Source organism: Streptomyces sp. NPDC048751 (assembly GCF_043198595.1).
Taxonomy (GTDB): domain Bacteria; phylum Actinomycetota; class Actinomycetes; order Streptomycetales; family Streptomycetaceae; genus Streptomyces.
The window spans coordinates 95107-116169 of sequence record NZ_JBICUX010000009.1 but is presented as its reverse complement, the minus strand read 5'-3'; the positions used below and the strand labels follow the sequence as shown (position 1 = coordinate 116169).

At 71.7% G+C, this 21063-nt stretch carries 21 protein-coding genes; 11 read left to right on the top strand and 10 right to left on the bottom strand.

The genetic code is table 11. The features are described 5' to 3' along the window. Positions 1 to 165 precede the first annotated feature (165 nt). Genes ACGFNV_RS27780 through ACGFNV_RS27770 form a run of 3 tightly spaced genes read left to right on the top strand, consistent with a single transcriptional unit; the run spans position 166 to position 3391 of the window. Positions 166 to 1560 (top strand): glycosyltransferase family 4 protein, encoded by a 1395-nt coding sequence (locus tag ACGFNV_RS27780; protein WP_393625877.1) that lies wholly within the window; start codon positions 166 to 168, stop codon positions 1558 to 1560. Next, entirely contained in the window at positions 1554 to 2324 is a 771-nt protein-coding gene (locus ACGFNV_RS27775; protein ID WP_393625875.1) for a class I SAM-dependent methyltransferase, read from the top strand. The genes ACGFNV_RS27780 and ACGFNV_RS27775 overlap by 7 nt, the downstream gene beginning before the upstream one ends. Beyond that, positions 2321 to 3391 carry a prenyltransferase gene (locus ACGFNV_RS27770; RefSeq protein WP_393625873.1) on the top strand — a complete coding sequence of 357 codons (1071 nt, stop codon included), beginning with the start codon at positions 2321 to 2323 and terminating at the stop codon, positions 3389 to 3391. Before ACGFNV_RS27775 ends, ACGFNV_RS27770 begins: the two co-directional genes overlap by 4 nt. 3 nt (positions 3392 to 3394) lie before the next feature. Here ACGFNV_RS27770 and ACGFNV_RS27765 read toward each other — a convergent pair whose 3' ends face one another. Continuing rightward, positions 3395 to 3688 (bottom strand): hypothetical protein, encoded by a 294-nt coding sequence (locus ACGFNV_RS27765; protein ID WP_079662668.1) that lies wholly within the window; start codon positions 3686 to 3688, stop codon positions 3395 to 3397. A 137-nt stretch (positions 3689 to 3825) separates the two neighbouring features. Here ACGFNV_RS27765 and ACGFNV_RS27760 point away from each other — a divergent pair, with 137 nt between their 5' ends. The 3 genes from ACGFNV_RS27760 to ACGFNV_RS27750 are packed head-to-tail and all read left to right on the top strand — an operon-like array spanning position 3826 to position 7464. Further along, positions 3826 to 5115, top strand: coding sequence for a hypothetical protein (locus ACGFNV_RS27760; protein ID WP_393625871.1), 1290 nt, complete (start codon positions 3826 to 3828; stop codon positions 5113 to 5115). After that, positions 5112 to 6698: a substrate-binding domain-containing protein gene (locus ACGFNV_RS27755; RefSeq protein WP_393625869.1), complete on the top strand. Its 1587-nt coding sequence runs from the start codon at positions 5112 to 5114 to the stop codon at positions 6696 to 6698. Before ACGFNV_RS27760 ends, ACGFNV_RS27755 begins: the two co-directional genes overlap by 4 nt. After that, positions 6685 to 7464, top strand: coding sequence for a hypothetical protein (locus tag ACGFNV_RS27750; RefSeq protein ID WP_393625867.1), 780 nt, complete (start codon positions 6685 to 6687; stop codon positions 7462 to 7464). The genes ACGFNV_RS27755 and ACGFNV_RS27750 overlap by 14 nt, the downstream gene beginning before the upstream one ends. A gap of 5 nt (positions 7465 to 7469) precedes the next feature. On the opposite strand, the gene ACGFNV_RS27745 is transcribed toward ACGFNV_RS27750, so the two are convergent. The 3 genes from ACGFNV_RS27745 to ACGFNV_RS27735 all read right to left on the bottom strand — a co-directional run bounded on the left by ACGFNV_RS27745 (position 7470) and on the right by ACGFNV_RS27735 (position 10477). Beyond that, positions 7470 to 8480, bottom strand: a complete 1011-nt coding sequence (locus ACGFNV_RS27745) for an LLM class F420-dependent oxidoreductase (RefSeq protein ID WP_393625865.1) — start codon at positions 8478 to 8480, stop codon at positions 7470 to 7472. Positions 8481 to 8585: 105 nt separating this feature from the next. Then, positions 8586 to 9416 carry a hypothetical protein gene (locus ACGFNV_RS27740; protein ID WP_393625864.1) on the bottom strand — a complete coding sequence of 277 codons (831 nt, stop codon included), beginning with the start codon at positions 9414 to 9416 and terminating at the stop codon, positions 8586 to 8588. Positions 9417 to 9574: 158 nt separating this feature from the next. Next, complete coding sequence (locus tag ACGFNV_RS27735) at positions 9575 to 10477, bottom strand: N-acetylmuramoyl-L-alanine amidase (RefSeq protein WP_393625863.1); 903 nt, start codon at positions 10475 to 10477, stop codon at positions 9575 to 9577. Positions 10478 to 10601: 124 nt separating this feature from the next. Here ACGFNV_RS27735 and ACGFNV_RS27730 point away from each other — a divergent pair, with 124 nt between their 5' ends. Further along, on the top strand, positions 10602 to 10943 hold the full coding sequence (locus ACGFNV_RS27730; RefSeq protein WP_393625861.1) for a hypothetical protein: 342 nt from the start codon (positions 10602 to 10604) through the stop codon (positions 10941 to 10943). Positions 10944 to 10966: 23 nt separating this feature from the next. Here ACGFNV_RS27730 and ACGFNV_RS27725 read toward each other — a convergent pair whose 3' ends face one another. Both ACGFNV_RS27725 and ACGFNV_RS27720 read right to left on the bottom strand, forming a co-directional pair. Then, positions 10967 to 11617: a class I SAM-dependent methyltransferase gene (locus ACGFNV_RS27725; RefSeq protein WP_393625859.1), complete on the bottom strand. Its 651-nt coding sequence runs from the start codon at positions 11615 to 11617 to the stop codon at positions 10967 to 10969. A gap of 107 nt (positions 11618 to 11724) precedes the next feature. After that, entirely contained in the window at positions 11725 to 13467 is a 1743-nt protein-coding gene (locus ACGFNV_RS27720) for an MFS transporter (protein WP_393625857.1), read from the bottom strand. A gap of 230 nt (positions 13468 to 13697) precedes the next feature. Here ACGFNV_RS27720 and ACGFNV_RS27715 point away from each other — a divergent pair, with 230 nt between their 5' ends. Further along, positions 13698 to 14237: a SigE family RNA polymerase sigma factor gene (locus ACGFNV_RS27715; RefSeq protein ID WP_393625856.1), complete on the top strand. Its 540-nt coding sequence runs from the start codon at positions 13698 to 13700 to the stop codon at positions 14235 to 14237. Beyond that, positions 14237 to 15058, top strand: a complete 822-nt coding sequence (locus ACGFNV_RS27710; protein WP_393625854.1) for a hypothetical protein — start codon at positions 14237 to 14239, stop codon at positions 15056 to 15058. The genes ACGFNV_RS27715 and ACGFNV_RS27710 overlap by 1 nt, the downstream gene beginning before the upstream one ends. Positions 15059 to 15159: 101 nt before the next feature. Here the strand turns inward: ACGFNV_RS27710 and ACGFNV_RS27705 are convergent, their stop codons facing one another. The 4 genes from ACGFNV_RS27705 to ACGFNV_RS27690 are packed head-to-tail and all read right to left on the bottom strand — an operon-like array spanning position 15160 to position 18742. Further along, a complete protein-coding gene (locus tag ACGFNV_RS27705) occupies positions 15160 to 15792 on the bottom strand; it encodes a response regulator (protein WP_393626403.1) in 633 nt (210 codons plus the stop codon). A gap of 13 nt (positions 15793 to 15805) precedes the next feature. Further along, complete coding sequence (locus ACGFNV_RS27700; RefSeq protein ID WP_393626401.1) at positions 15806 to 17089, bottom strand: sensor histidine kinase; 1284 nt, start codon at positions 17087 to 17089, stop codon at positions 15806 to 15808. Positions 17090 to 17111: 22 nt separating this feature from the next. Then, positions 17112 to 17828, bottom strand: a complete 717-nt coding sequence (locus ACGFNV_RS27695; protein WP_393625852.1) for an ABC transporter permease — start codon at positions 17826 to 17828, stop codon at positions 17112 to 17114. Beyond that, positions 17825 to 18742, bottom strand: a complete 918-nt coding sequence (locus ACGFNV_RS27690; protein ID WP_393625850.1) for an ATP-binding cassette domain-containing protein — start codon at positions 18740 to 18742, stop codon at positions 17825 to 17827. Before ACGFNV_RS27690 ends, ACGFNV_RS27695 begins: the two co-directional genes overlap by 4 nt. Before the next feature lie 295 nt (positions 18743 to 19037). On the opposite strand from ACGFNV_RS27690, the gene ACGFNV_RS27685 reads away from it, so the two are divergent. Both ACGFNV_RS27685 and ACGFNV_RS27680 read left to right on the top strand, forming a co-directional pair. After that, positions 19038 to 19895, top strand: coding sequence for a MaoC/PaaZ C-terminal domain-containing protein (locus ACGFNV_RS27685; protein ID WP_393625848.1), 858 nt, complete (start codon positions 19038 to 19040; stop codon positions 19893 to 19895). A gap of 89 nt (positions 19896 to 19984) precedes the next feature. Then, positions 19985 to 21061, top strand: coding sequence for a Zn-dependent alcohol dehydrogenase (locus ACGFNV_RS27680; RefSeq protein ID WP_393625847.1), 1077 nt, complete (start codon positions 19985 to 19987; stop codon positions 21059 to 21061). Positions 21062 to 21063: the final 2 nt, after the last annotated feature.

The following is a 21063-nucleotide window of genomic DNA, read 5'->3' as shown; positions in this document are numbered from 1 at the left end:
CATGGCAGGGCTGCCAGCCGTGGCGCGAATCACCTGATCCACTTCTCACAGCGCCCTTACCGACCGGTAAATTCGGAGCCTCCCGAACGATCAAGTCTGAAACTTGTTCTAGATTAGCGTCCCGACGTAATCTCGCGGGACAGCGCAGGCAGAAGGGGGCCCAGAGTGACCGCTGAGGCCAGTCAGGCGGGGTCCGGGAACGACCTCGCAGCAGACGGCGAGCGACCGCTCGACATCGCGCTCCTCACCTACAAGGGAAACCCGTTCTGCGGCGGCCAGGGTGTTTACGTCCGCCATCTCTCACGCGAGCTGGCCCGCCTCGGGCACCGCGTCGAGGTCATCGGCTCCCAGCCCTATCCCGTCCTCGACGAGGGCTACGACGGACTGAGCCTGACGGAACTCCCGAGCCTCGACCTCTACCGCCAGCCCGACCCCTTCCGCACCCCGGGCCGCGGCGAGTACCGCGACTGGATCGACGCGCTCGAGGTCGCCACGATGTGGACCGGCGGCTTCCCGGAACCCCTGACCTTCTCCCTGCGCGCCCGCCGCCACCTGCGCGCCCGGCGCGGGCAGTTCGACGTCGTGCACGACAACCAGACCCTCGGCTACGGCCTGCTGGGTGACGTCGGCGCCCCCCTGGTCACCACGATCCATCACCCCATCACCGTCGACCGCCAGTTGGAGCTGGACGCCGCCGACGGCTGGAAGCGCCGGTACTCCGTGCGCCGCTGGTACGCCTTCACCCGCATGCAGAAGCGCGTCGCGCGCCGCCTGCCCTCGGTGCTCACCGTCTCCGGCACCTCCCGCCAGGAGATCGTCGACCACCTCGGCGTACAGCAGGACCGCATCCACGTCGTCCACATCGGCGCGGACACCGAACTGTTCTCGCCGAACCCGTCGGTGCCGCAGGTGCCGGGCCGGATCGTGACGACGTCCAGCGCGGACGTCCCCCTCAAGGGCCTGGTCTTCCTCATCGAGGCGCTCGCGAAGGTACGCACCGAACACACCGACGCCCACCTGGTCGTCGTCGGCAAGCGCGCCGAGGACGGGCCGGTCGCCCAGGCCATCGAACGCTACGGCCTCGAAGGCGCCGTCGAGTTCGTCAAGGGCATCTCCGACGCGGAACTCGTCGACCTGGTCCGCTCGGCGGAAGTCGCCTGCGTGCCCTCGCTGTACGAGGGCTTCTCCCTGCCCGCCGCCGAGGCCATGGCGACGGGAACGCCCCTGCTCGCCACGACCGGCGGGGCGATCCCCGAGGTCGCCGGCCGCGACGGCGAGACCTGCCTCGCGGTGCCGCCCGGCGACTCCGGGGCGCTCGCGGCGGGCCTGAGCCGACTGCTGGGCGACCCCGAACTGCGCGTACGACTCGGGCAGGCCGGGCGTGAGCGGGTGCTGCGCCACTTCACCTGGGCCCGCGCCGCCGAGGGCACGGTGGCCCGCTACCGCGAGGCGATCGCCTCCTCCGCCGGTACGACTCCCGGCCGCGCGGCGGCCCCCACCAGCTTTGCAGCCACGACAACTGACACCGGCGTCTATCCCGAAAGCAGGGCCACGTGCTGACCGTCGACTTCTCCCGGTTCCCGCTCGCGCCGGGCGACCGCGTCCTGGACCTCGGCTGCGGTGCCGGACGGCACGCGTTCGAGTGCTACCGGCGCGGCGCGCAGGTCGTGGCGCTCGACCAGAACGCCGAGGAGATCCGCGAGGTCGCGAAGTGGTTCGCGGCGATGAAGGAGGCCGGCGAGGCACCGGCCGGGGCCACCGCCACCGCCATGGAGGGCGACGCCCTCGCGCTGCCCTTCCCCGACGAGTCCTTCGACGTCGTCATCATCTCCGAGGTGATGGAGCACATCCCCGACGACAAGGGCGTACTCGCCGAGATGGTCCGGGTGTTGAAGCCCGGCGGCCGCATCGCCATCACCGTTCCGCGCTACGGCCCCGAGAAGGTCTGCTGGACGCTGTCCGACGCCTACCACGAGGTCGAGGGCGGCCACATCCGCATCTACAAGGCGGACGAGCTGCTGGCCAAGATCCGCGAGGCCGGACTGAAGCCGTACGGCACCCACCACGCGCACGCGCTGCACTCGCCGTACTGGTGGCTGAAGTGCGCGTTCGGGGTCGACAACGACAAGGCGCTGCCCGTGCGGGCGTACCACAAGCTGCTGGTCTGGGACATCATGAAGAAGCCGCTGGCCACGCGGGTCGCCGAGCAGGCGCTGAACCCGCTGATCGGCAAGAGCTTCGTGGCGTACGCGACCAAGCCGCACCTGCCGAGCCTGTCCGAGACCTCCCAGTCCTCCGAGGTGTCCGAGGTGGCCGCCAAGTGACCACCCCCCGGACAGAACACCTCGTCCTGCCCGGGGTCCTCACCGCCGAGCAGGCCGCCGCGACCGTGCGGGGGATCCTCGCCGTGCAGCGGGAGGACGGTGCGATCCCGTGGTTCCGGGGCCACCACCTCGACCCGTGGGACCACACCGAGGCCGCCATGGCCCTGGACGCGGCGGGCGAGCACGAGGCCGCCGAGCGGGCGTACACCTGGCTGGCGCGGCATCAGAACGAGGACGGGTCCTGGTACGCGGCCTACCAGGACGGGGACTTCGACGACGTCACCGACCGGGGGCGCGAGTCGAACTTCGTGGCCTACATAGCCGTGGGCGTCTGGCACCACTACCTGTCCACCGGCGACGACATGTTCCTGGACCGCATGTGGCCGACCGTCTACGCGGCGGTCGAGTGGGTGCTGCGGTTGCAGCAGCCGGGCGGGCAGATCGGCTGGCGGCGCGACGAGGACGGCACGCCGACCACGGACGCGCTCCTCACCGGCTCCTCCTCGATCCACCAGGCGCTGCGGTGCGCGCTGGCGATCGCCGAGCAGCGGGAAGAGGCCCAGCCCGACTGGGAGTTGGCGGCGGGCGCGCTGCGGCATGCGATCCGTCGGCATCCGGAGCGGTTCCTGGACAAGGACCGCTACTCGATGGACTGGTACTACCCGGTGCTGGGCGGGGCGTTGACCGGTGTCGAGGCCAAGTCCCGTATCGAGGAGGACTGGGAGCGCTTCGTCGTGCCCGGGCTCGGCGTGCGGTGTGTCGTCCCCAACCCGTGGGTCACGGGCGGGGAGTCGGCCGAACTCGCCCTGGCCCTCTGGGCCGTGGGGGAGTCCGACCGGGCGTTGGAGATCCTGCAGTCCATCCAGCATCTGCGGGACGCCGAGTCGGGGCTGTACTGGACCGGGTACGTGTTCGAGGACGCGGCGATCTGGCCCAGGGAGCTGACCACGTGGACGGCGGGGTCGTTGCTGCTGGCCGTCGCCGCGCTGGGGGGCCATGAGGCGACCTGTGCGGTGTTCAGCGGTGAGCAGCTGCCCTGGGGGCTCGAGGCGGAGTGCTGTGACTGAGCGTCAGTGACGGTGGACGCGGTTGGCTATGGCGTGGCCCACGAACAGGTAGACCACCGCTGCCAGGCCGTAGCCCGCCACCACCCTCGCCCAGGCTTCGTCGAACGTGAACAGGTCGTGTGACCAGCCGGCGAGCCAACGGGCGGTGTCGTGGATGAACTGCACGAAGGAGTTCGCCCGGTTGGCGTCCAGCAGGTACATCAGGATCCAGAGGCCCAGGATCAGGGCCATGATGTCGGCCACGACGGCGATGACCGTGCCGGCCTGGTTCGCACCGTTCCGATATCGAGGGGACATGTCCAACGGATTGCCGCGATGGATGTCATGAAACCTCTCTGGCTTTTTCCTCGCATTCGAGTGGAACTGGTGACTCCGGGGGATCGTGTCCGAGGGGGTTGCCGATGATCCTGCCCCCTTGAGTGGCAGGAGGGCCGTTGTCCGACGCCGGAGCACCCACGATCGAGGAACCCCGGCTCACCACGCGCCGGATACGTCGCCGCCGTATCCCCCGTCACGTCGTCGTGGCGCTGCCGCTGGCCCTGGCCGGGCTGATCTCGCTGTCCGTCTCGGGCAACGTCCTCCGCCCGTTCGAACACATCACCACGCTGGAGGCCAAGATGGCCTCCAAGTCGGACTTCTTCAGAGACCCCGAGGTGCGGCGGCTGTTACTGCGGCACGGCATCCGCGTCGACATCCACCGCCTCGGCTCCCGCGGTATCGCCACCCAGTCCCTGAAGGGCATGGACGTCGTCTTCCCGTCCGGCCAGCCCGCCGCGAAACTGATCCTCGACCGGCAGGGCCGCTCGGTGAGATCGGCCCGCCCCTTCGTCTCGCCCTTGGTCCTGTCCACGTTCCGCGACTACGCGGAGACGCTGGTGAAGGCCGGTGTGGCCACGGCCCAACAGGCGCCGGGCGGCGGCAGGACGCTCTACTACGACCTGCGGATGGAGGAGTTCACCCGGCTGCTCGACGGCGTCGACGACCCCAAGAACCCCAAGGACGGCAGCGGTCCGGACGCCGACACCTGGAACGGCATCGGTTTCGACGAGCTCGGCGGCGAGCAACGCAGCAACAGCGGCCGCGTCCTCGTGCGCACCTCCAACGTCTGCGAGTCCAACTCCGCCGGCACCTATCTGAGCCTGCTCGCCTTCGTCGCGAACAAGAACCGCACCCCGGGCACCCAGGACACCAACGAGGAAAAGCTCGCCGCCAGCGCCGTCCAGAGCGTCGCCGCCCGCATCAAGCCCCTCATCAACCTCCAGGGCATGTGGGCCGACGAACAGGCCGAGAGCTACTTCTCCGACCTGGGCGAGAGCATCGCGCCGATCTCCGTCATCTACGAGCACCAGTACCTCGCGCACCAGATCGCCTACCACGACAAGCACGGCCGACAGGACACCGACCGCGTCCTGCTCTACCCCACCCCGTACGCGCTCACCGAGCCCCAGCTCATCTCCCTCACCGACGGAGGCGACCGCCTGGTCCAGGTCATCGAGGAGGACGCGGAGCTGCGCGAGCGGGCCATCGAACTCGGCTTCCGCGTCCGCTTCTCCGGCGAGGACGGCACCAGCGAACAGCTCAACGCCTACCTCCGCGACCACGGCATCCAGGCGCCGGCACCGAACCCCGACCAGACCAAGGTGTACGAGCCCGACCTGAGCGTGCTGGAGGAGATCATCGACTACGTGGGCAACTGCCCGCCGGCCGTGCGGGACACCCCGTGAAACGGCCCGTACGGGCGCTGACGGCCGCCCTGGCCCTCGCCCTCCTCGGCACCCTCACCACCACCTCCTGCACCCGCGACGACGACCCCGTCACCCTGCGCGTCCTCGCCAGTCCCGAACTCGCCGACCTCGGCCCGCTGTTGGCGGAGCTGGAGGAGGACACGGGCGTCGAGCTGGAGATGGAGTACAAGGCCAACGCCGATCTGGCGGGTCAACTGCCCGCCTCCGGCCGCTCCCCGTACGACCTGGCCTGGCTCGCCTCCGACCGCTCGTTCCTGCTGCGCGTCCAGGACTCCGGCGGACGCCTGACCCGGCCCGAGTCCACCGCGATCATGCGCTCCCCGGTGGTCGTCGGCCTCGAACCCGCCGTGGCGAAGGAGTTGCGTGAGCGGGCTCCCGGCGGGCGGATCTCCTGGGCGGACGTCGCCGACGCGGCCGCCGACGGGACCGTACGGTTCGGGATGGCCGATCCGCGGCGCAGCGACACCGGGCGCGCCGCGCTCGTCGGGGTCGCCACCGCCGCCGCCGCGACCGGCGGCGCACTGCGCGAACAGGACGTCTCCTGCGACCGGTTGCGCGGCTTCCGCTCCGGCCAGACCCTCACCGGCGCCAGCTCCCGCGACCTGATCGCCGACTACCTCCGGCACCAGGACGACGCCGACGCGCTGATCGCCCACGAGGCCGAACTGCTCTCCCTCAACGCCACCGGCAAGCTGCGCGACCCCCTGGAGATCGTCCACCCGGACGACGGCATGGTCCTGTCCGACTTCCCACTGCTCCTGCTCGACCAACGACAGCGGTCGGCGTACGGCAAAGTCGTCGACTGGCTGCTGAGCGCCGACACGCAGAAGAAGCTGATGCGGCGGACCTACCGGCGCCCGGTCAACCAGGACGTCGAGCCCTCCCCGCAGCTGCGCGCGGCCGTCGGCAACGCCCTGTCCTTCCCCGACCGGCTGTCCATCGTCGAACAACTCGTCGCCGACTACGGCGAACCCCTCCGCGAGACCGCCGACCAGGTGGTGTTCCTGCTGGACTTCTCCACCTCCATGCGCGGCGAGCGGATGGCCGACCTGCGGGCCGCCTTCGCCGGGCTCAGCGGCGCCGACCGGACCTCCACCGGCAAGTTCGCCCGCTTCTACCGCGGGGAACGCCTCACCGTCGTACGGTTCGGCGGGCGCGTGCTGCAGGAACGCACCGTGACCGTACGGAGCGACGACGACCTCCGTGCCCTGGACCGGGTCGTCGCCGGGGGCGGCTTCGACGACGCCACCGCCGTCTGGTCCGCCCTCGACCGGGGCTACCGCATCGCCGGCACCGCCGTACGGGAGGAACCCGAACGACCCGTCGCCGTCGTGCTGATGACGGACGGCGAGAACAACGCGGGCATCTCCTACGCCGAGTTCCTGCGCCGGCACCGCGAACTCGGCGCCGAGGCCGACGCCGTGCCCACCTTCCCCGTCCCTTTCGGAGAGGCCGACGCGGCCGCCCTGAAACGCGCCGCCGAAGTGACCGGCGGCCGGGTGGTCGACGCCGAACTCTCCTCCCTCGCCGACGCGTTCAAGGAGATCCGTGGGTGTCATTGACAGTCAGTGGTGGGGTCTGTGGTGGCCGTGGCTGACGGTCTGGGCCCTGACGGCGGCCTGCTGCGTCGTCCTGCTGCGCTACGCGCTGGTGCGCCCCGGCAGGCGGCGCAGGCGAGGCCGACGCGGCGGGCCGACCGTCCTCGGCATGTGCTTCTACCTGCACAAGCAGCGCGTCATGGACATCTACGAGACCGGCCGCTTCAGCGAGTCCCTCGCACAGGAGGTCGCCGACCGGATCAACGTCACCAGCAACTACGGCCTGTGGGGCAAGCTCTTCTCCTGGGTCGGCGGCAAGGCGGACCGGGGCGTCACCAAGGAACGCGTCACGACCTACCTCCGGGAGAGCACGCCCATGAACGTGATCGGCGTGCTCATGGACACCATGCGCCGGGACGACGGTGTCGTGGACGCCGACCTCGTCACCGGCCGCATGACCCCCAACCGGGCGCTCGCCGACCTCCTGCGGGACGGGGCCGTGGACGGTCGGGTGCCGTTGAGCGCCGTCATGTCCGACTGGGTCTCCGTCACCGCCCGCTTCACCGCCCGCCGCACGGAGAGCGGGGACGTGGTCCTGCGCGCCCGCTACGGCACCGGCGAACCCGCCGCCCACGTGAAGATCACCTGCGCGGAGGCGGAGGGCCGGGGCGAGTTCCGCGACGAGGACTACTACACGGGGGAGTTCCCGGCCCGCTGCCTCGGGAAGGTACGGACGTGGGACCCGCGCAGGGGTGAGCTGACCTTGGACCCGGTCGCCATCTTCCGCTGAGGGTGTCAGGAGTTGAGCTCGGCCAGCACCCGCAGCGTGTGCGGGTCGGGCGAGAGGGCCAGCAGGTCGGTCACCGGCCCCTTGCGCCACGACTCCAGCCGCTCGGCGACGCGTTCGCGCGGCCCGACCAGGGAGATCTCGTCCGCGAAGGCGTCCGGCACGGCGAGCACGGCCTCCTCGCGGCGCCCGGACAGGAACAGCTCCTGGATCCGCCGGGCCTCCTCCTCGTACCCCATGCGTGCCATCAGGTCGGCGTGGAAGTTGCGGGCCGCGTGGCCCATGCCGCCGATGTAGAAGCCGAGCATCGCCTTGACCGGCAGCAGCCCCTCATCGATGTCGTCACAGACCTTCACCCGGGCCATGGGCGCCACGAGAAATCCTTCGGGCAGGCGGCTCACGGCCTCCCCGTAGACCTCGGGCCGAGTCGGAGACCAGTACAACGGCAGCCAGCCGTCGGCGATCTCGACCGTCTGCGCCACGTTCTTCGGCCCCTCGGCGCCGAGCAGGACGGGCAGGTCGGCGCGGAGGGGATGGGTGATCGGCTTGAGGGGTTTGCCCAGCCCGGTGCCGTCGGCGCCGCGATAGGGGTGGGAGTGGAACCGCCCGGCCAGCTCGACGGGTCCCTCCCGCCTGAGGACCTGCCGTACGACGTCGACGTACTCCCGGGTCGCCGTCAGCGGCGACTTCGGGAACGGACGGCCGTACCAGCCCTCCACGACCTGCGGTCCCGACAGACCGAGCCCAAGCATCATCCGCCCGCCGGAGAGGTGGTCCAGGGTGAGCGCGTGCATCGCGGTCGTGGTGGGGGAGCGGGCCGCCATCTGCGCGACGGCGGTACCCAGCCGGATCCTCGACGTCTGCGCGGCGATCCAGGTGAGCGGGGTGAAGGCGTCCGAGCCCCATGACTCGGCCGTCCACACCGAGTCGTACCCGAGCCGCTCCGCCTCCCGCGCCAGCGGGACGTGCTCCGCGGAGGGGCCGCGCCCCCAGTAGCCGAGTGCGAGACCGAGCCGCATGCCTGCCTCCTGACGGTTCGTCAGTCAAGAAGGGCGACTGTACGACAACGGCCCCCCGCCCGGAAGGGCGAGGGGCCGTCGGTGAGACTTGGGGGCCCTGGGGGCTCAGCCGCGCTGGATGCCCGAGGTGTCGCGCAGGACGCCGCGGCGGCCGTCCTGGGTCTGGGCGATCAGGCCCGGGCCGCTCTGCTCGACGGCCAGGTACCAGGTGCCCGGCGCGAGTTCCGCGATCGGCGTCGGGGAGCCGTCCTCCGGGAACAGCGGCCGCGCCACCGGCACGGCGAACCAGAACGGCGAGAAGTCCGCGGCCGGCGGCTGCGGCTGCGGCTGGGCCTGCGGCGGCTGGTGCCCCGCGAACGGCTGCTGGCCCTGCGGCGGCTGCCCGCCGAACTGCGCCTGCGGCTGGCCCTGCTGGCCCGGGTAGCCGTAACCACCGGGCGGCTGGGCGCCGTAGGGCTGGGGGGCCGGGGGCTTGGGGGCGGGGATGAGGGGGGCCTGGAGGGCGGGGACCAGGGGGGTGGCCACGGCGGTGCCGGCCATGACCAGGGTGGCGACGAGGGCGAGGATCAGGCCGACACCGGCGTCCAGGGTGTCGCTGGAGCCCTCGAAGTTGTTCGTACCGCTGGCCGGGTCGATGACGTTGCCGAGCGCGCTCCACGCCGCGAAGACCGTGAACGCGACGCCGAACTGACCGAGCTCGAGTCCGGCCACCTTCGGTACCTGCGGAAGGCCGCGCGAGACGACGACGAGCGCGGCACCGATGAGGCCCGCCAGTACCACGCCCATGAGGATCGGACCGCTCGCCCAGGCGCTGGGGAAGTCGAAGCTGTCCGGGGCCGCGTCGGCCGAGTAGGAGTCCAGGAACGACGCGATGAACAGCAACACCGCTGCTCCGATCACCACGCCGTCGCCTCTAGTGAGGGAGCGGATGTTCACTTCTGGTCCTTCGTAGGTCGTCTCATCGTCGGTAGAGGCGTCGCTGTCACCATGTCGCCTTCCGGCCCCGGTGGGAAGCGCGGGGGTGGCCCCTTATCGTAAGAACGACCCTATCGTCCGCACGATCGGGCTGTCCGCCGGGATCAGCGCGCCGATCACTACCCGCGCAGGAAACTCACGATTCCCTCAGAGATCCCTTGCGCCGCCTTCTGCCGCCAGGCGCCACTCGTCAGCAGTGCCGCGTCCTTGGTATCGCGCATGTTGCCGCACTCGATGAACACCTTGGGAACCGTTGACAGATTGAGACCGCCCAGGTCCCTTCGCGTGACGAGACCGCTTCCGTCGCCCACGTAGTTGGACGGTTCGGTGCCGGTGGAGTGCGCGAAGTCGGTCGCGATGAGCTCGCCGAGGTCGCGGGAGGGCTTGGCGATGGCCCGGGTGTCGGCGTCGCCTTCGCGCACCGCCGCGGGGAGGATGACGTGGAACCCCCGGTTCCCGGCCCCCGACCCGTCCGCGTGCACGGAGACGACCGCATCGGCGTGCGCCGCGTTCCCGATCCGCGCCCGCTCGTCCACGCAGGGCCCGTACGGCCGGTCCCCGTCCTGCGTCAACTTCACGGTGGCGCCCTGCCGCTGGAGCAGCGCCCGCAACCGGTGAGCCACGTCGAGCGTGAACCGGGCCTCGGTGTACCCCGAGTTGGTGGACGTCCCCGTCGTGTCGCACTCCTTGCGGTTGGTCCCGATGTCCACCTTGCGGTTGATCTCCGCGGTGTGCCGGAAGTTCTCGGGGTTGTGCCCGGGGTCGATGACGACGACCTTGCCCTTGAGCGGAGCGGCACTGTACGGCTTGGCCGAGGCACTCGGCTCCTTGCCGTCGCCGGCACTGGTGGCCGTCCCGGCCGGAGCCCTGTCCGCCCCGTCCGATCCGCCGGGTGCCCCCTGATACACCACCCACCCGAGCACCGCCCCCGGCACGAGCACGCCGAGCGCCACGATCAGGGCCCGCCGCATGGGGGACCGACGGCGCGAAGAGGGTTCGAATTCCGGACCTGCGTACGACACGGCAGCCACCCTAGCGGGCGTCATCGGCGCCTGCGCGCACCGTTCCCGGGCAAACGGCTGACAGCCCACCACGCCCCCAGCACACTGCCCCATGCACCGCCCACCATCAAACGGGGAGACACCCATGTCCGGCAGCCCCTACTTCGACCAGCCGCTCGCGCCCGTCCGGCCGCGCATGTTCCACAGCACCGTCGCGAAGGTCGTGTGGACCCTCGTGCCCGTCGTCACCCTCGGGCTGTGCGCGGCGGTCCCGTTCGTGGTCGCGGCGGTGAAAGGCGTGGTCAAGCCGTGGCTGGCGGTCGGCTACGTCGTCGGCGAGATCGCGGTCTTCGTCGCCGCGACCGCGCTGGACCCGGACCCGGACAGCGGCAACCCGCTGACCGGCTTCGTGCTGATGGTGCTGATCATCACGTCGGCGACGCACACGGCGCTGCTGGACAACGAGAGGATCAGCATCGGGAAGTGAATGGCGGCCCGCGGCCCCCGCCCTCAGACCCCGGCCCCGGTTCGCCGCAGGACGCGCAGGGAGCCGGTGTCGCCCACCTCCGTGAAGGCACCGGATTCCAGCGCCCGCAGGTAGACGCGGTAAGGCGCCTGGCCCGTGAACTCGTCCAGCGGGTCCGGGAACACGTCGTGGATCACCAGCAGCCCGCCCTCGGCGACATGCGGGGCCCAGCCCTCGTAGTCGGCGGTGGCGTGTTCGTCGGTGTGGCCGCCGTCGATGAAGACGAGGGCGAGGGGGGAGCTCCAGATCTTCGCGATCTGGGGCGAGCGGCCGACCAGGGCCACGACGTGGTCCTCGAGGCCCGCGCGGTGCAGGGTGCGGCGGAACGTGGGGAGCGTGTCCATCACGCCGAGTTCGGGGTCGACCGTCTCGGGGTCGTGGTGGTCCCAGCCGGGCTGCTGCTCCTCGCTGCCCCGGTGATGGTCGACGGTGAGCGCGGTGACCCCGGCCTCGCGGGCCGCGTCGGCGAGGAGGACGGTGGAGCGGCCGCAGTAGGTGCCGACCTCCAGCAGGGGCAGCCCGAGCCCGCCCGCCTCGACGGCGGCCGCGTACAGCGCGAGCCCCTCGTCGACGGGCATGAACCCCTTCGCCGCCTCGAACGCGGCCAGGATCTCGGGCTTGGGTGCCGCGGTCATCGGGGTCCTTCCAGTCGTACGCCTGTATGGGCGCCCATGCTGCCGCACCCCCCGTCGGCTCGGCGACAGGGGGTGCGGGAAGCGGGGGCGACGCCTTGGCGGAGCTCTTACGCCGTGGTCACCGGCTCGCCCGGCAGCGGCAGGTCCACGTCCACCGGGCGGTCGTCGCCCGCGTGGGTCGCGGAGGAGGCGAGCGGCGCGTGGCCGGTGGCCTTCGCGGCCAGGACGTACGCGCCCTGGGCCGGCACGGTGAGCGCGTAGGTGCCGTCCTCGGCGGAGAGCGTCGCGCCCGCCTGGCGGCCGCGCGGGTCGATCAGGGTGACCTTGGCGCGGGCGACCGGCGCGCCGTCCGCGTCCAGGACCCGGCCGCGGAAGCCTCGCAGGGCCTCCTCGGCGCGCTCCAGGTTGGCGTCCTCCTCGCTGCTCGCCCGCAACTGGGGCTGGTCGGCGGGGCGGCGGCCGGGGAGGAAGAGGGCCAGGAGGAGACCCACGGCGACCGCGGCCGTGGCGATCAGGAAGGAGACGCGGAAGCCGTGCATCGTCGGGATCGCGACGCCGCCGACGTTGTTCGCGGTGTTGGCCAGCACCATGCCGATCACGGCGCTCGACACGGACGTACCGATGGACCGCATCAGCGTGTTGAGGCCGTTCGCCGCACCCGTCTCCGACGCCGGGACCGCGCCCACGATCAGCGCGGGCAGGGAGGAGTACGCGAGGCCGATGCCGGCGCCCAGCATCACGGCGATGACGAGGCTCTGCCAGGCCGCGCTCATCAGGCCGAGGCCGGCGCCGTAGCCGATCGCGATGATCAGCAGGCCGAGGATCAGGGTGACCTTGGGGCCGTACTTCGCCGACAGGCGGGCGTAGACGGGGGCCGTGAACATCATCGTCAGGCCCAGAGGCGCCACCAGCACGCCCGCGACGACCATCGACTGGCCGAGGCCGTACCCGGTGGACTTCGGGAGCTGGAGCAGCTGGGGGAGGACCAGGGAGACGACGTAGAAGGAGACGCCGACCATGATCGACGCGAGGTTGGTGAAGAGCACCGCGGGGCGGGCCGTGGTGCGCAGGTCCACCAGCGGGGCCTTGAGGCGCAGCTCCATCACGCCCCACAGGGCGAGGACGACGGCGGAGCCGGCGAAGAGACCGAGCGTGGTGCCCGAGGTCCAGCCCCAGTCGCTGCCCTTGGTGATCGGCAGCAGGAAGAGGACCAGGCCGGTGGAGAGGCCGAGCGCGCCCAGGACGTCGAAGGACCCCTCCGCCCGCATCGGGGACTCCGGTACGACGAGCAGGGTGAGGGCGATGGCGAGGGCGCCGAGGCCGGCGGCGCCGTAGAACAGGGCGTGCCAGTCGGCGTGCTGGGCGACCAGGGCGGCGGCGGGCAGCGCCAGGCCACCGCCGACGCCTATGGAGGAGCTCATCAGGGCCATCGCCGAGCCGAGCTTCTCGCGGGGCAGCATGTCGCGCATCAGGCCGATGCCCAGCGGGATCGCGCCCATCGCGAAGCCCTGGAGCGTACGGCCCACGATCATGGTGAGCAGGTCACTGGTGAGGGCGCTGACCAGCGCGCCGACGACCATCACCGCGAGGCTGGTGATCAGCATGCGCCGCTTGCCGTAGAGGTCGCCGAGGCGGCCCATGATCGGCGTGGCGACCGCTCCGGAGAGCAGCGTCGAGGTCAGGACCCAGGTGGCGTTGCTGGGCGCGGTGTCCAGCAGTTGCGGCAGGTCCTTGATGACCGGGACGAGCAGGGTCTGCATCACCGCGACAACGATGCCCGCGAAGGCGAGCACCGGGACCAGGGCGCTGCTCGCTCTCCGGGTGGGCTGGTCGGTCGTCGACTGCGTCATTGAGGGGGGCCTCCAGGCCGGGGAGTAAGAGGAGAAAGGGAAAGTCGGGGGGTGCGTGCAGGGTGAACCCCGTGCGCCGGGGCAACTATTCCGTTGCTTCGGCATGCTAACGAAATCTTGACCTTCTCTTGGTGATCACGGTGAGTGTGTGGCTGCCTCGGAAGTCTCCCGCGAGGTGAGGCAACGATCCGTGGGGCTCGTGGACTCCTATGAACATCTAGGAGGTGCCCATGGGGGATCGCAAGCAGGCCCGGGACGAGGAGTTCCAGGCCTTCGTCATCGGCCGCTGGCCGCGGCTGATGCGGACGGCATTTCTCCTCACGGGGGAGCAGCACGCCGCGGAGGATCTGGTCCAGTCGACGCTCGAACAGGTCTACGTGGCCTGGCGCAAGGTGGGCTCGGCCGACGACCCGGAGGCGTACGTCAGGCGCGTGATGATCAACGCTCACGCGCGCAAACACCGCAGAAGGCTGAAGGAGTTCCTGGCACCGAAGGACGACTCGGGGATCTCGCACGAGCTGCCCGACACCGGTGACCGCATCTCCCAGGCCGACGACCGCAACGCCCTGCTGAGGGCGCTCGCGCAACTGCCGCCCCGGCAGCGGGAGGCGGTGGTCCTGCGGTACTGGGAGGACCTGACCGAGACCCAGACGGCGGAGGCCATGGGGTGTTCGGTCGGCGCGGTGAAGAGCAACGCGGCCAAGGGGATCGCGAAACTCCGCGCCATACCGGAACTGGCGGACACGGTGACGTACGGAGGGCGTAAGTGATGAGCGCGGACCGGGAGACGAACCACGACATGACGCACCATGACATCGCACTCCTGCTGGCCGACGCCGCGGACGAGGTCGAGATCGGTATAGCCCCAACCCAGGCGGTGCTCCGCGGCGGCCGTCGCCGCAGGGCCAGGCGCTGGGCGGTGGCCACGGCCACCGCCGTGGTGGTCGCCGGCTCCACGGGGGCGCTGGCGCTGAGCGGGCTGCCGGGCGGGCACGCGAGCGGTGCGACACCGGCCGCGTCCGCGCCGTCGGCGAGCGGGTCGCCGAACCTGTACGAGCCGCAGTCCACCCTGCTGGCGACCGGAACCGACGGGGGCAAGGAGTGGAGCGTCTCCATCGACGTGTGGGCCGCCCCGCGCGACGAGGTGGAGGCGCAGGCCGAACTCGACGCGATGGTGCAGTACGACGACATGCCGGCGGACATCCGCAAGGCCGCCGACCTGGTCGGCAAGGGCGCGTACTTCGTCCACCGCACCTACGGCGAGGACGCCACCCCCATGGGGGCGCTGGAGGACCTGGTCACCAAGGAGAGCGGTCTGGCGGGCCGCGACCTCCGGGCCGGCGTGCTCCCGCTCGAACTCCGTCCCGACAGCCCGGATCGTCTGGTGATCGGAGCCGTGGGCCAAGCGGCGAAGGAAGTGACCTGCGGGTGGAAGGACGGCACGAGCACCGTGGTCCGCAGGGCGGCCGAGGCGCACGTCGTCAACAGCGACGAGTTCGCGATCCGGAAGGTCGACGGCCTGCCGTTCGACTGGTTCGTGTGCCTCGCGCCGAAGGGGACGGCGTACAAGGACGTGAAGGTGACCGGCTAGCGGGCGCGGGTCACCGGCCGCCGACGGCGCCTCTCCCGCGCGACCCGGCGCGGGCGGGTGCGGGCGGGTGCCCGGAGGAGACGACGGCTTCGCCTCGCGCCCTACAGCCAGCCCTGCCGGCGGGCCTCGCGGACCGCTTCCATGCGGTTGCGGGTGCCTGTCTTGCCGATGGCGGCGGAGAGGTAGTTGCGGACGGTGGACTCGGAGAGGTGGAGTCTTTCGGCGATGTCGGCGACGGTGGCGCCGTCGACGGAGGCCTTGAGGACGTCGCACTCGCGGGCGGTGAGCGGGTTGGGACCGGCGCTGAGCGCGGCGGTGGCGAGCGCGGGATCGACGACCGTCTCGCCGGTCAGCACCCGGCGGATCGCCACGGCCAGTTCCTCCACGGGACCGTCCTTGACGAGGAAACCCGCCGCTCCGGCCTCCAAGGCCCGCCGCAGATACCCGGGCCGGCCGAAGGTGGTCAGGATCAGCACCCGGCAGTCCGGCGCCTGCTCGCGCAGTTCGGCGGCGGCGTCCAGGCCGCTCATGCCGGGCAGCTCTATGTCGAGCAGCGCGACATCCGGGCGGTGGACCAGCGCCGCGTCCACGATCGCGTCCCCGGCCCCCACCTGCGCCACCACCTCGATGTCCGCCTCCATCCCGAGCAGTAACGCCAGCGCGCCGCGCATCATCCCCTGGTCCTCGGCGAGCAGCACTCGGATGGACTTGGCGGGCCGGTGATCCCGGGGCATCTCGCTCACGGGGTCAGAGTAGGGCCCGGGGTGGTGGTTCGGGGGCTGGGTTTCGGGTGGCTTCGGACGGCTCCGGGTGGTCCACCGGGAGTTCCGCCGTCACCGTGAAGCCGAGGCGTGGGCCCGGGCCCGCGGTGAGGGAGCCGCCGGCGGCGGTGAGGCGTTCCCCGAGGCCTGTGAGACCGGTGCCGCCGATGCCCTCGCGGCTTTCCGGACCGGCGGCGCCGGTTCCGTTGTCCGCGACCGTCAGGCGGACGCGTTCCGGGGCGCCCGAGAGCGTGATCTCACAGCGGGTGGCGCCGCTGTGGCGGACCACGTTGGTGACCGCCTCGCGCACCACCCAGGCCAGCAGGGTCTCCGTCTGCGGCCCGAGCGGCGGGCCCGACCGGTGCAGCACGGGTTCGACGCCCGCCGCGCCCAACACGGAGCGGGCCCGGTCGAGTTCGGTGATGAGGCTGCCCTCGCGGTAGCCGGTGACCGCCTCGCGGATCTCGGTCAGCGCCTGGCGGCCCACCGACTCGATGTCGCTGATCTGACCGAGCGCCGCGTCGAGGTCCCGTCCCGCCAGACGCCGGGCCGCCTCCGACTTCACCACGATCACCGACAGGGTGTGGCCCAGCAGGTCGTGCAGGTCGCGGGAGAAGCGCAGGCGTTCCTTCTCGACGGCACGCCGGGCCAGTTCCTCGCGGGCCGCGCGCAGCTCCCGTACGGCATCGGTGAGGGAGAGGATCGCCGCGGTCACCATGGTGGAGAGCAGCGTGCTGTAGGCGACGTTGATCGCGTCCCAGCCGGAACGGTGCGCGGAGACGGCGGCCGCGACCACGGTCAGTCCGACCCCGACGCGGCCGAGCTGCGGCCCCCGCATGACCGCGCCGACGGCAAGGCCCAGCAGCGGGAAGAAGTACAGCCAGCTGCCACCGTATCCGCCGGCCAGACCGCAGGTGACCAGGCCCATCACGAGCAGCGTCACCCGGGTGGAGACCGCCTCGCGCTTCTCCTTCACGAAGGCGCGGAACACCACGTTGATGTAGAGGGAGTTGAAGGTGAACAGGCCCAGGCCGGCGATCACCGGGTTCGACGCCTCGCCCTGGAAGAGGTTCGAGAAGGAGCCCATGCCCATGAGCAGCCACGGCAGCAGGGTGAACCCCGAGGGCGCGGGGCCGAGGTCCTCCGGCGGGCGTCCGGTCCTGCGCCACTCCCGTTGCCCGGCCCGGAACCGCTGCCGTGCGGCCCGCTGCCGCGCGGCCACCTCCCGCCAGTGGCGCAGCCGCCGTCTCGTCCTGCCGCTCCAGGACATGCTCATGCTCTGCCCCCCTCGATCAGACGGTCGTACCGACGCGGCGGTACGACAGCACAGCGTACGAACCGAACACCAGCAGCCAGGCGGTGAGGACCAGCACGGCGCCCGCCGTCGGGGCGTGGCCCTGCGCCACCGAACCGCCCAGCTGCGCGAACCGGTTGGTGGGTGTGTACGACGACACCGCGCGCAGCCAGCCCGGGAAGAGGGCGACGGGGAACCACAGACCGCCGAGGACGGACAGGCCCAGGCCGCACATCATGTTCGCCACGCCCGTGGCGGGGCCGGTCAGCCGGTAGCCGTTGCCGAGGCCGAGCAGGGTGAAGGGGAAGGAGCCCAGCCACAGCAGCAGCGCGACCGCCGCCCACTGCCAGGCCGCCAGCCGTACACCGTTGAGCAGGCCGCCCGCCGCGAGCACCGCGACGATCGCCGGGAGCACGGTCACCGAACCGGTCAGCGCCCGCCCGACGACGACCTCGCGCGGGCTCATCGGCGTGACCCTCAGCTGCCGCAGCCACCCGACCGCCCGGTCCTCGGCGACCCCGCCACCGGTGTTGAGGGCCGAGCCGACGGCGCCGTACGCGGCCATGCCGACCATCGCGCCGGTCCGCCAGTCGCCCTGGTCGTCGCCCAGGTTGGTGAACAGCAGGTACATCAGCACCGGCATCGCGATCCCGCCGATCACGAACCCGGGGTCGCGCAGCGTCCGGCGCACCTCCAGGCGCACGTAGTCCTTCATCGCACCGACTCCCGCGTGGTCTCCCGCTGCCGGGAGGTGAGGTTCAGGAAGGCGTAGTCGAGGGACGCCGGGGCGACCTCGAGGGCGCGGATCGCGTTCAGGCGGGCCAGGGCGACCACCGTGGCGTCCGAGTCGTCCGTGCGCAGCCGTGCCCGGTCCCCGGACACCTCCACGGACCGTACGCCGGGCAGGAGGGCCAGGTCCGCCGGGTCACGGCCCGCCAGGTCGAAGGAGACCAGGTTGCCGCCCGCCGAGCGGCGCAGCTCCTCGCCCGTGCCGTCGGCGACGATCCGGCCGCGGTCCAGGACGAGGACCCGGTCGGCGTAGGCGTCGGCCTCCTCCAGGTAGTGGGTGGAGAACAGGACGGTGTGGCCACGCCGGGCGTAGGCCCGCATCGCCTCCCAGAAGGCGTGCCGTGCCTCGACGTCCAGGGCGGCCGTGGGCTCGTCCAGGACGAGCAGCGCGGGGTCGCCGGCGAGGGCGACCGCGAAGCGGACCCGCTGGGTCTGGCCGCCGGACAGCCGGTCCACGCGCCGCCCCGCCAACTCCGCGATCCCGGCCAGATCCAGGGCGCGTGCGACGGGCAGCGGGGCCGGGTAACGGCCGGCGACGAAGGCGACCAGCTCGCCGACGGTGACGCGGGGCACCGCCCGTGCCTCCTGGAGCATGGCGCCGACCCGGCCCGCGCGCACGGACACCTCCGGGGGCGCGCCGAACAGTTCCACCGTGCCCGCCTCCGGCTCGGTGAGCCCGAGCAGCAGCGAGATCGTCGTCGACTTGCCCGCACCGTTGCGGCCCAGCAGCGCGACCGTCTCGCCGTGCCCGATCTCCAGATCGACGCCGTCGACGGCGCGGACGTCGCCGTAGGCCTTGACCGTGCCCCTGAAGGAGACGGCCCGTTCGGTCTTTGTCATGGCGTCGACGCTACGGATCCGGTGGGGCCGCCCGTCAGATGCGTCCGTCCGGAGATTCGTGTGACAAATGTCAGGGGTGCCGGTACTTCTGACATGCGCACTTCTGACATACCGTCAGGAGACTTCACATGTGCAGGTGCCTGGGCTATACAGAGGGTCGCCGTACTGAAACGCGTTCTAGATCCGGCGCTTTCCGCGGCCCCGCGAACGACCTCGGTGCGGCCGACGGTGCGGACGACCGCGCCGGGGTCTCCTCCACCAGTGACCGACAGCGACCGCCGACCTCAGGAGCCCCATGCCCATCGACGCAGCCAAGGCGCTCGCAGCCGAGCCCCGCTCCGGCGCGCTCTCCTGGGACCACAAGGACGTCCAGCTCTACCACCTCGGTATCGGCGCGGGCAGCCCCGCCACCGACCCCGACGAACTGCGCTACACCCTGGAGTCCCGGCTGCACGTCCTGCCCAGCTTCGCCACCGTCGCGGGCTCCGGCTCACCCGGCGTGATCAGCGGACTGTCCGTGCCCGGCGTCGACGTCGACCTCGCCCACGTCCTGCACGGCGGCCAGTCCCTGACCGTCCACCGCCCCCTCCCGGTCCGGGGCGCCGCCACCGCGACCGGCGGGATCGCCGCCGTGTACGACAAGGGCAAGGCGGCCGTCCTCGTCATGCGCACCGAAGTCGCCGACGCCGACGGCCCGTTGTGGACCAGCGACGCGCAGATCTTCGTACGGGGAGAAGGCGGCTGGGGCGGCGACCGGGGACCGTCGGCACGCCTGGAGCCACCGGCCGGTGAGCCGGACCGCGTCGTCGAACGCCCGGTCCGCGACGACCAGGCCCTGCTCTACCGCCTCTCCGGCGACTGGAACCCGCTGCACGCCGACCCCGAGTTCGCCAAGCGCGCGGGCTTCGACCGGCCCATCCTGCACGGCCTGTGCACATACGGCATGACCCTCAAGGCGGTCGTCGACACGCTGCTCGACGGCGACGTCACCCGCGTCCGCTCCTACGCGACGCGCTTCGCCGGGGTCGTGTACCCGGGCGAGACGCTGCGCGTCCGCATGTGGCGGCAGACCGGGACGGTCCGTGTCGCCGTGACGGCCGTGGAGCGGGACGACGCACCCGTCCTCGCGGACACCGTCGTCGAACACACCTGAGCCGGCCACTGCCCGGTCGCACCCTCTTGCCCCAGCCCGCCGTCGATCCGAACAGCCCTGAGTCAGCCCACGTCGAGGGGAGCCGCATCATGCGCGCAGCCGTACTGCAGGAGATAGGCCAGGAGAAGCTGGAGGTCCTCGACGACGTCGAGACGGTGGGCTTCGGCCCCGGCAGGGTGCGGATCCGGGTACGGGCCACGGGGCTGTGCCACTCGGACCTGTCGGCGATGACCGGGGTGCTGCCACAGCCGGCGCCGTTCGTACCCGGCCACGAGGGCGCGGGCGAGATCCTCGAGGTCGGCGAGGGAGTCACCCACCTCAAGGCGGGCGACCGGGTGGTGGTGTGCTGGCTCCCGGCCTGCGGCGCGTGTCCCGCCTGCAAGCGCGGGCAGAGCGAGCTGTGCCTGGCCGGGTTCATGAACGCGGGCACGCCCAACTTCCGCCGCCCCGGCGGGGACCTCTTCGGCTTCGCGGGCACCGGCACCTTCGCCGAGGAGGTCGTCGTGGACGCGGGCTGCGCGGTGCCGATCCCCGGCGACGTGCCCTTCGACATCGCTGCCCTCATCGGCTGCGGGGTCACCACCGGACTGGGCGCCGCCCTCAACACCGCCGATGTGGAGGCCGGTTCGTCGGTCGCCGTCATCGGCTGCGGAGGCGTCGGCGTCTCCGCCATCCAGGGCGCGCGGCTGCGGGGCGCCGCCGAGATCGTCGCCGTCGACCCGGTCCCCGCCCGCCGCGAGGCGGCCCTCAAGTTCGGTGCCACGCAGGCCGTTTCGCCGGACGAGCTGGCCGACGCCAAGCAACGCGTCACCGGCGGCGAGGGCTTCGACTACGTCTTCGAGGTCGTCGGCAAGTCGGCCACCGCGCGGACGGCGTACGAGACGACCCGGCGCGGCGGCACCCTCGTCGTCGTCGGCGCGGGTGCCATGGACGACCACCTCCAGCTCAACATGTTCGAGCTGTTCTTCGACGAGAAGCGGATCCTGCCCTCGATGTACGGCGGCGGCGACGTCCTGCGCTCCTACGAGCGCACCATCGCCCTGTGGCGGGCGGGCCGCGTCGACCTCGACGGCCTCATCACGCACCGGGTGCCGCTCGCCGAGATCAACGAGGCCCTCGACCAGATGCGCACCGGAACCGCGCTGCGTACCTGCGTCGAGATCTAGCC

Excerpts from the sequence above, each read along its gene's own strand:
- ACGFNV_RS27765 (WP_079662668.1), bottom strand. The coding sequence starts at position 3,688 with ATGTCCCCTCGATATCGGAACGGTGCGAACCAGGCCGGCACGGTCATC.
- ACGFNV_RS27745 (WP_393625865.1), bottom strand. The coding sequence starts at position 8,480 with ATGCGGCTCGGTCTCGCACTCGGCTACTGGGGGCGCGGCCCCTCCGCG.
- ACGFNV_RS27730 (WP_393625861.1), top strand. The coding sequence starts at position 10,602 with ATGTCCGGCAGCCCCTACTTCGACCAGCCGCTCGCGCCCGTCCGGCCG.
- ACGFNV_RS27725 (WP_393625859.1), bottom strand. The coding sequence starts at position 11,617 with ATGACCGCGGCACCCAAGCCCGAGATCCTGGCCGCGTTCGAGGCGGCG.
- ACGFNV_RS27720 (WP_393625857.1), bottom strand. The coding sequence starts at position 13,467 with ATGACGCAGTCGACGACCGACCAGCCCACCCGGAGAGCGAGCAGCGCC.
- ACGFNV_RS27715 (WP_393625856.1), top strand. The coding sequence starts at position 13,698 with ATGGGGGATCGCAAGCAGGCCCGGGACGAGGAGTTCCAGGCCTTCGTC.
- ACGFNV_RS27710 (WP_393625854.1), top strand. The coding sequence starts at position 14,237 with ATGAGCGCGGACCGGGAGACGAACCACGACATGACGCACCATGACATC.
- ACGFNV_RS27705 (WP_393626403.1), bottom strand. The coding sequence starts at position 15,792 with ATGCCCCGGGATCACCGGCCCGCCAAGTCCATCCGAGTGCTGCTCGCC.
- ACGFNV_RS27700 (WP_393626401.1), bottom strand. The coding sequence starts at position 17,089 with ATGTCCTGGAGCGGCAGGACGAGACGGCGGCTGCGCCACTGGCGGGAG.
- ACGFNV_RS27695 (WP_393625852.1), bottom strand. The coding sequence starts at position 17,828 with ATGAAGGACTACGTGCGCCTGGAGGTGCGCCGGACGCTGCGCGACCCC.
- ACGFNV_RS27690 (WP_393625850.1), bottom strand. The coding sequence starts at position 18,742 with ATGACAAAGACCGAACGGGCCGTCTCCTTCAGGGGCACGGTCAAGGCC.
- ACGFNV_RS27685 (WP_393625848.1), top strand. The coding sequence starts at position 19,038 with ATGCCCATCGACGCAGCCAAGGCGCTCGCAGCCGAGCCCCGCTCCGGC.
- ACGFNV_RS27680 (WP_393625847.1), top strand. The coding sequence starts at position 19,985 with ATGCGCGCAGCCGTACTGCAGGAGATAGGCCAGGAGAAGCTGGAGGTC.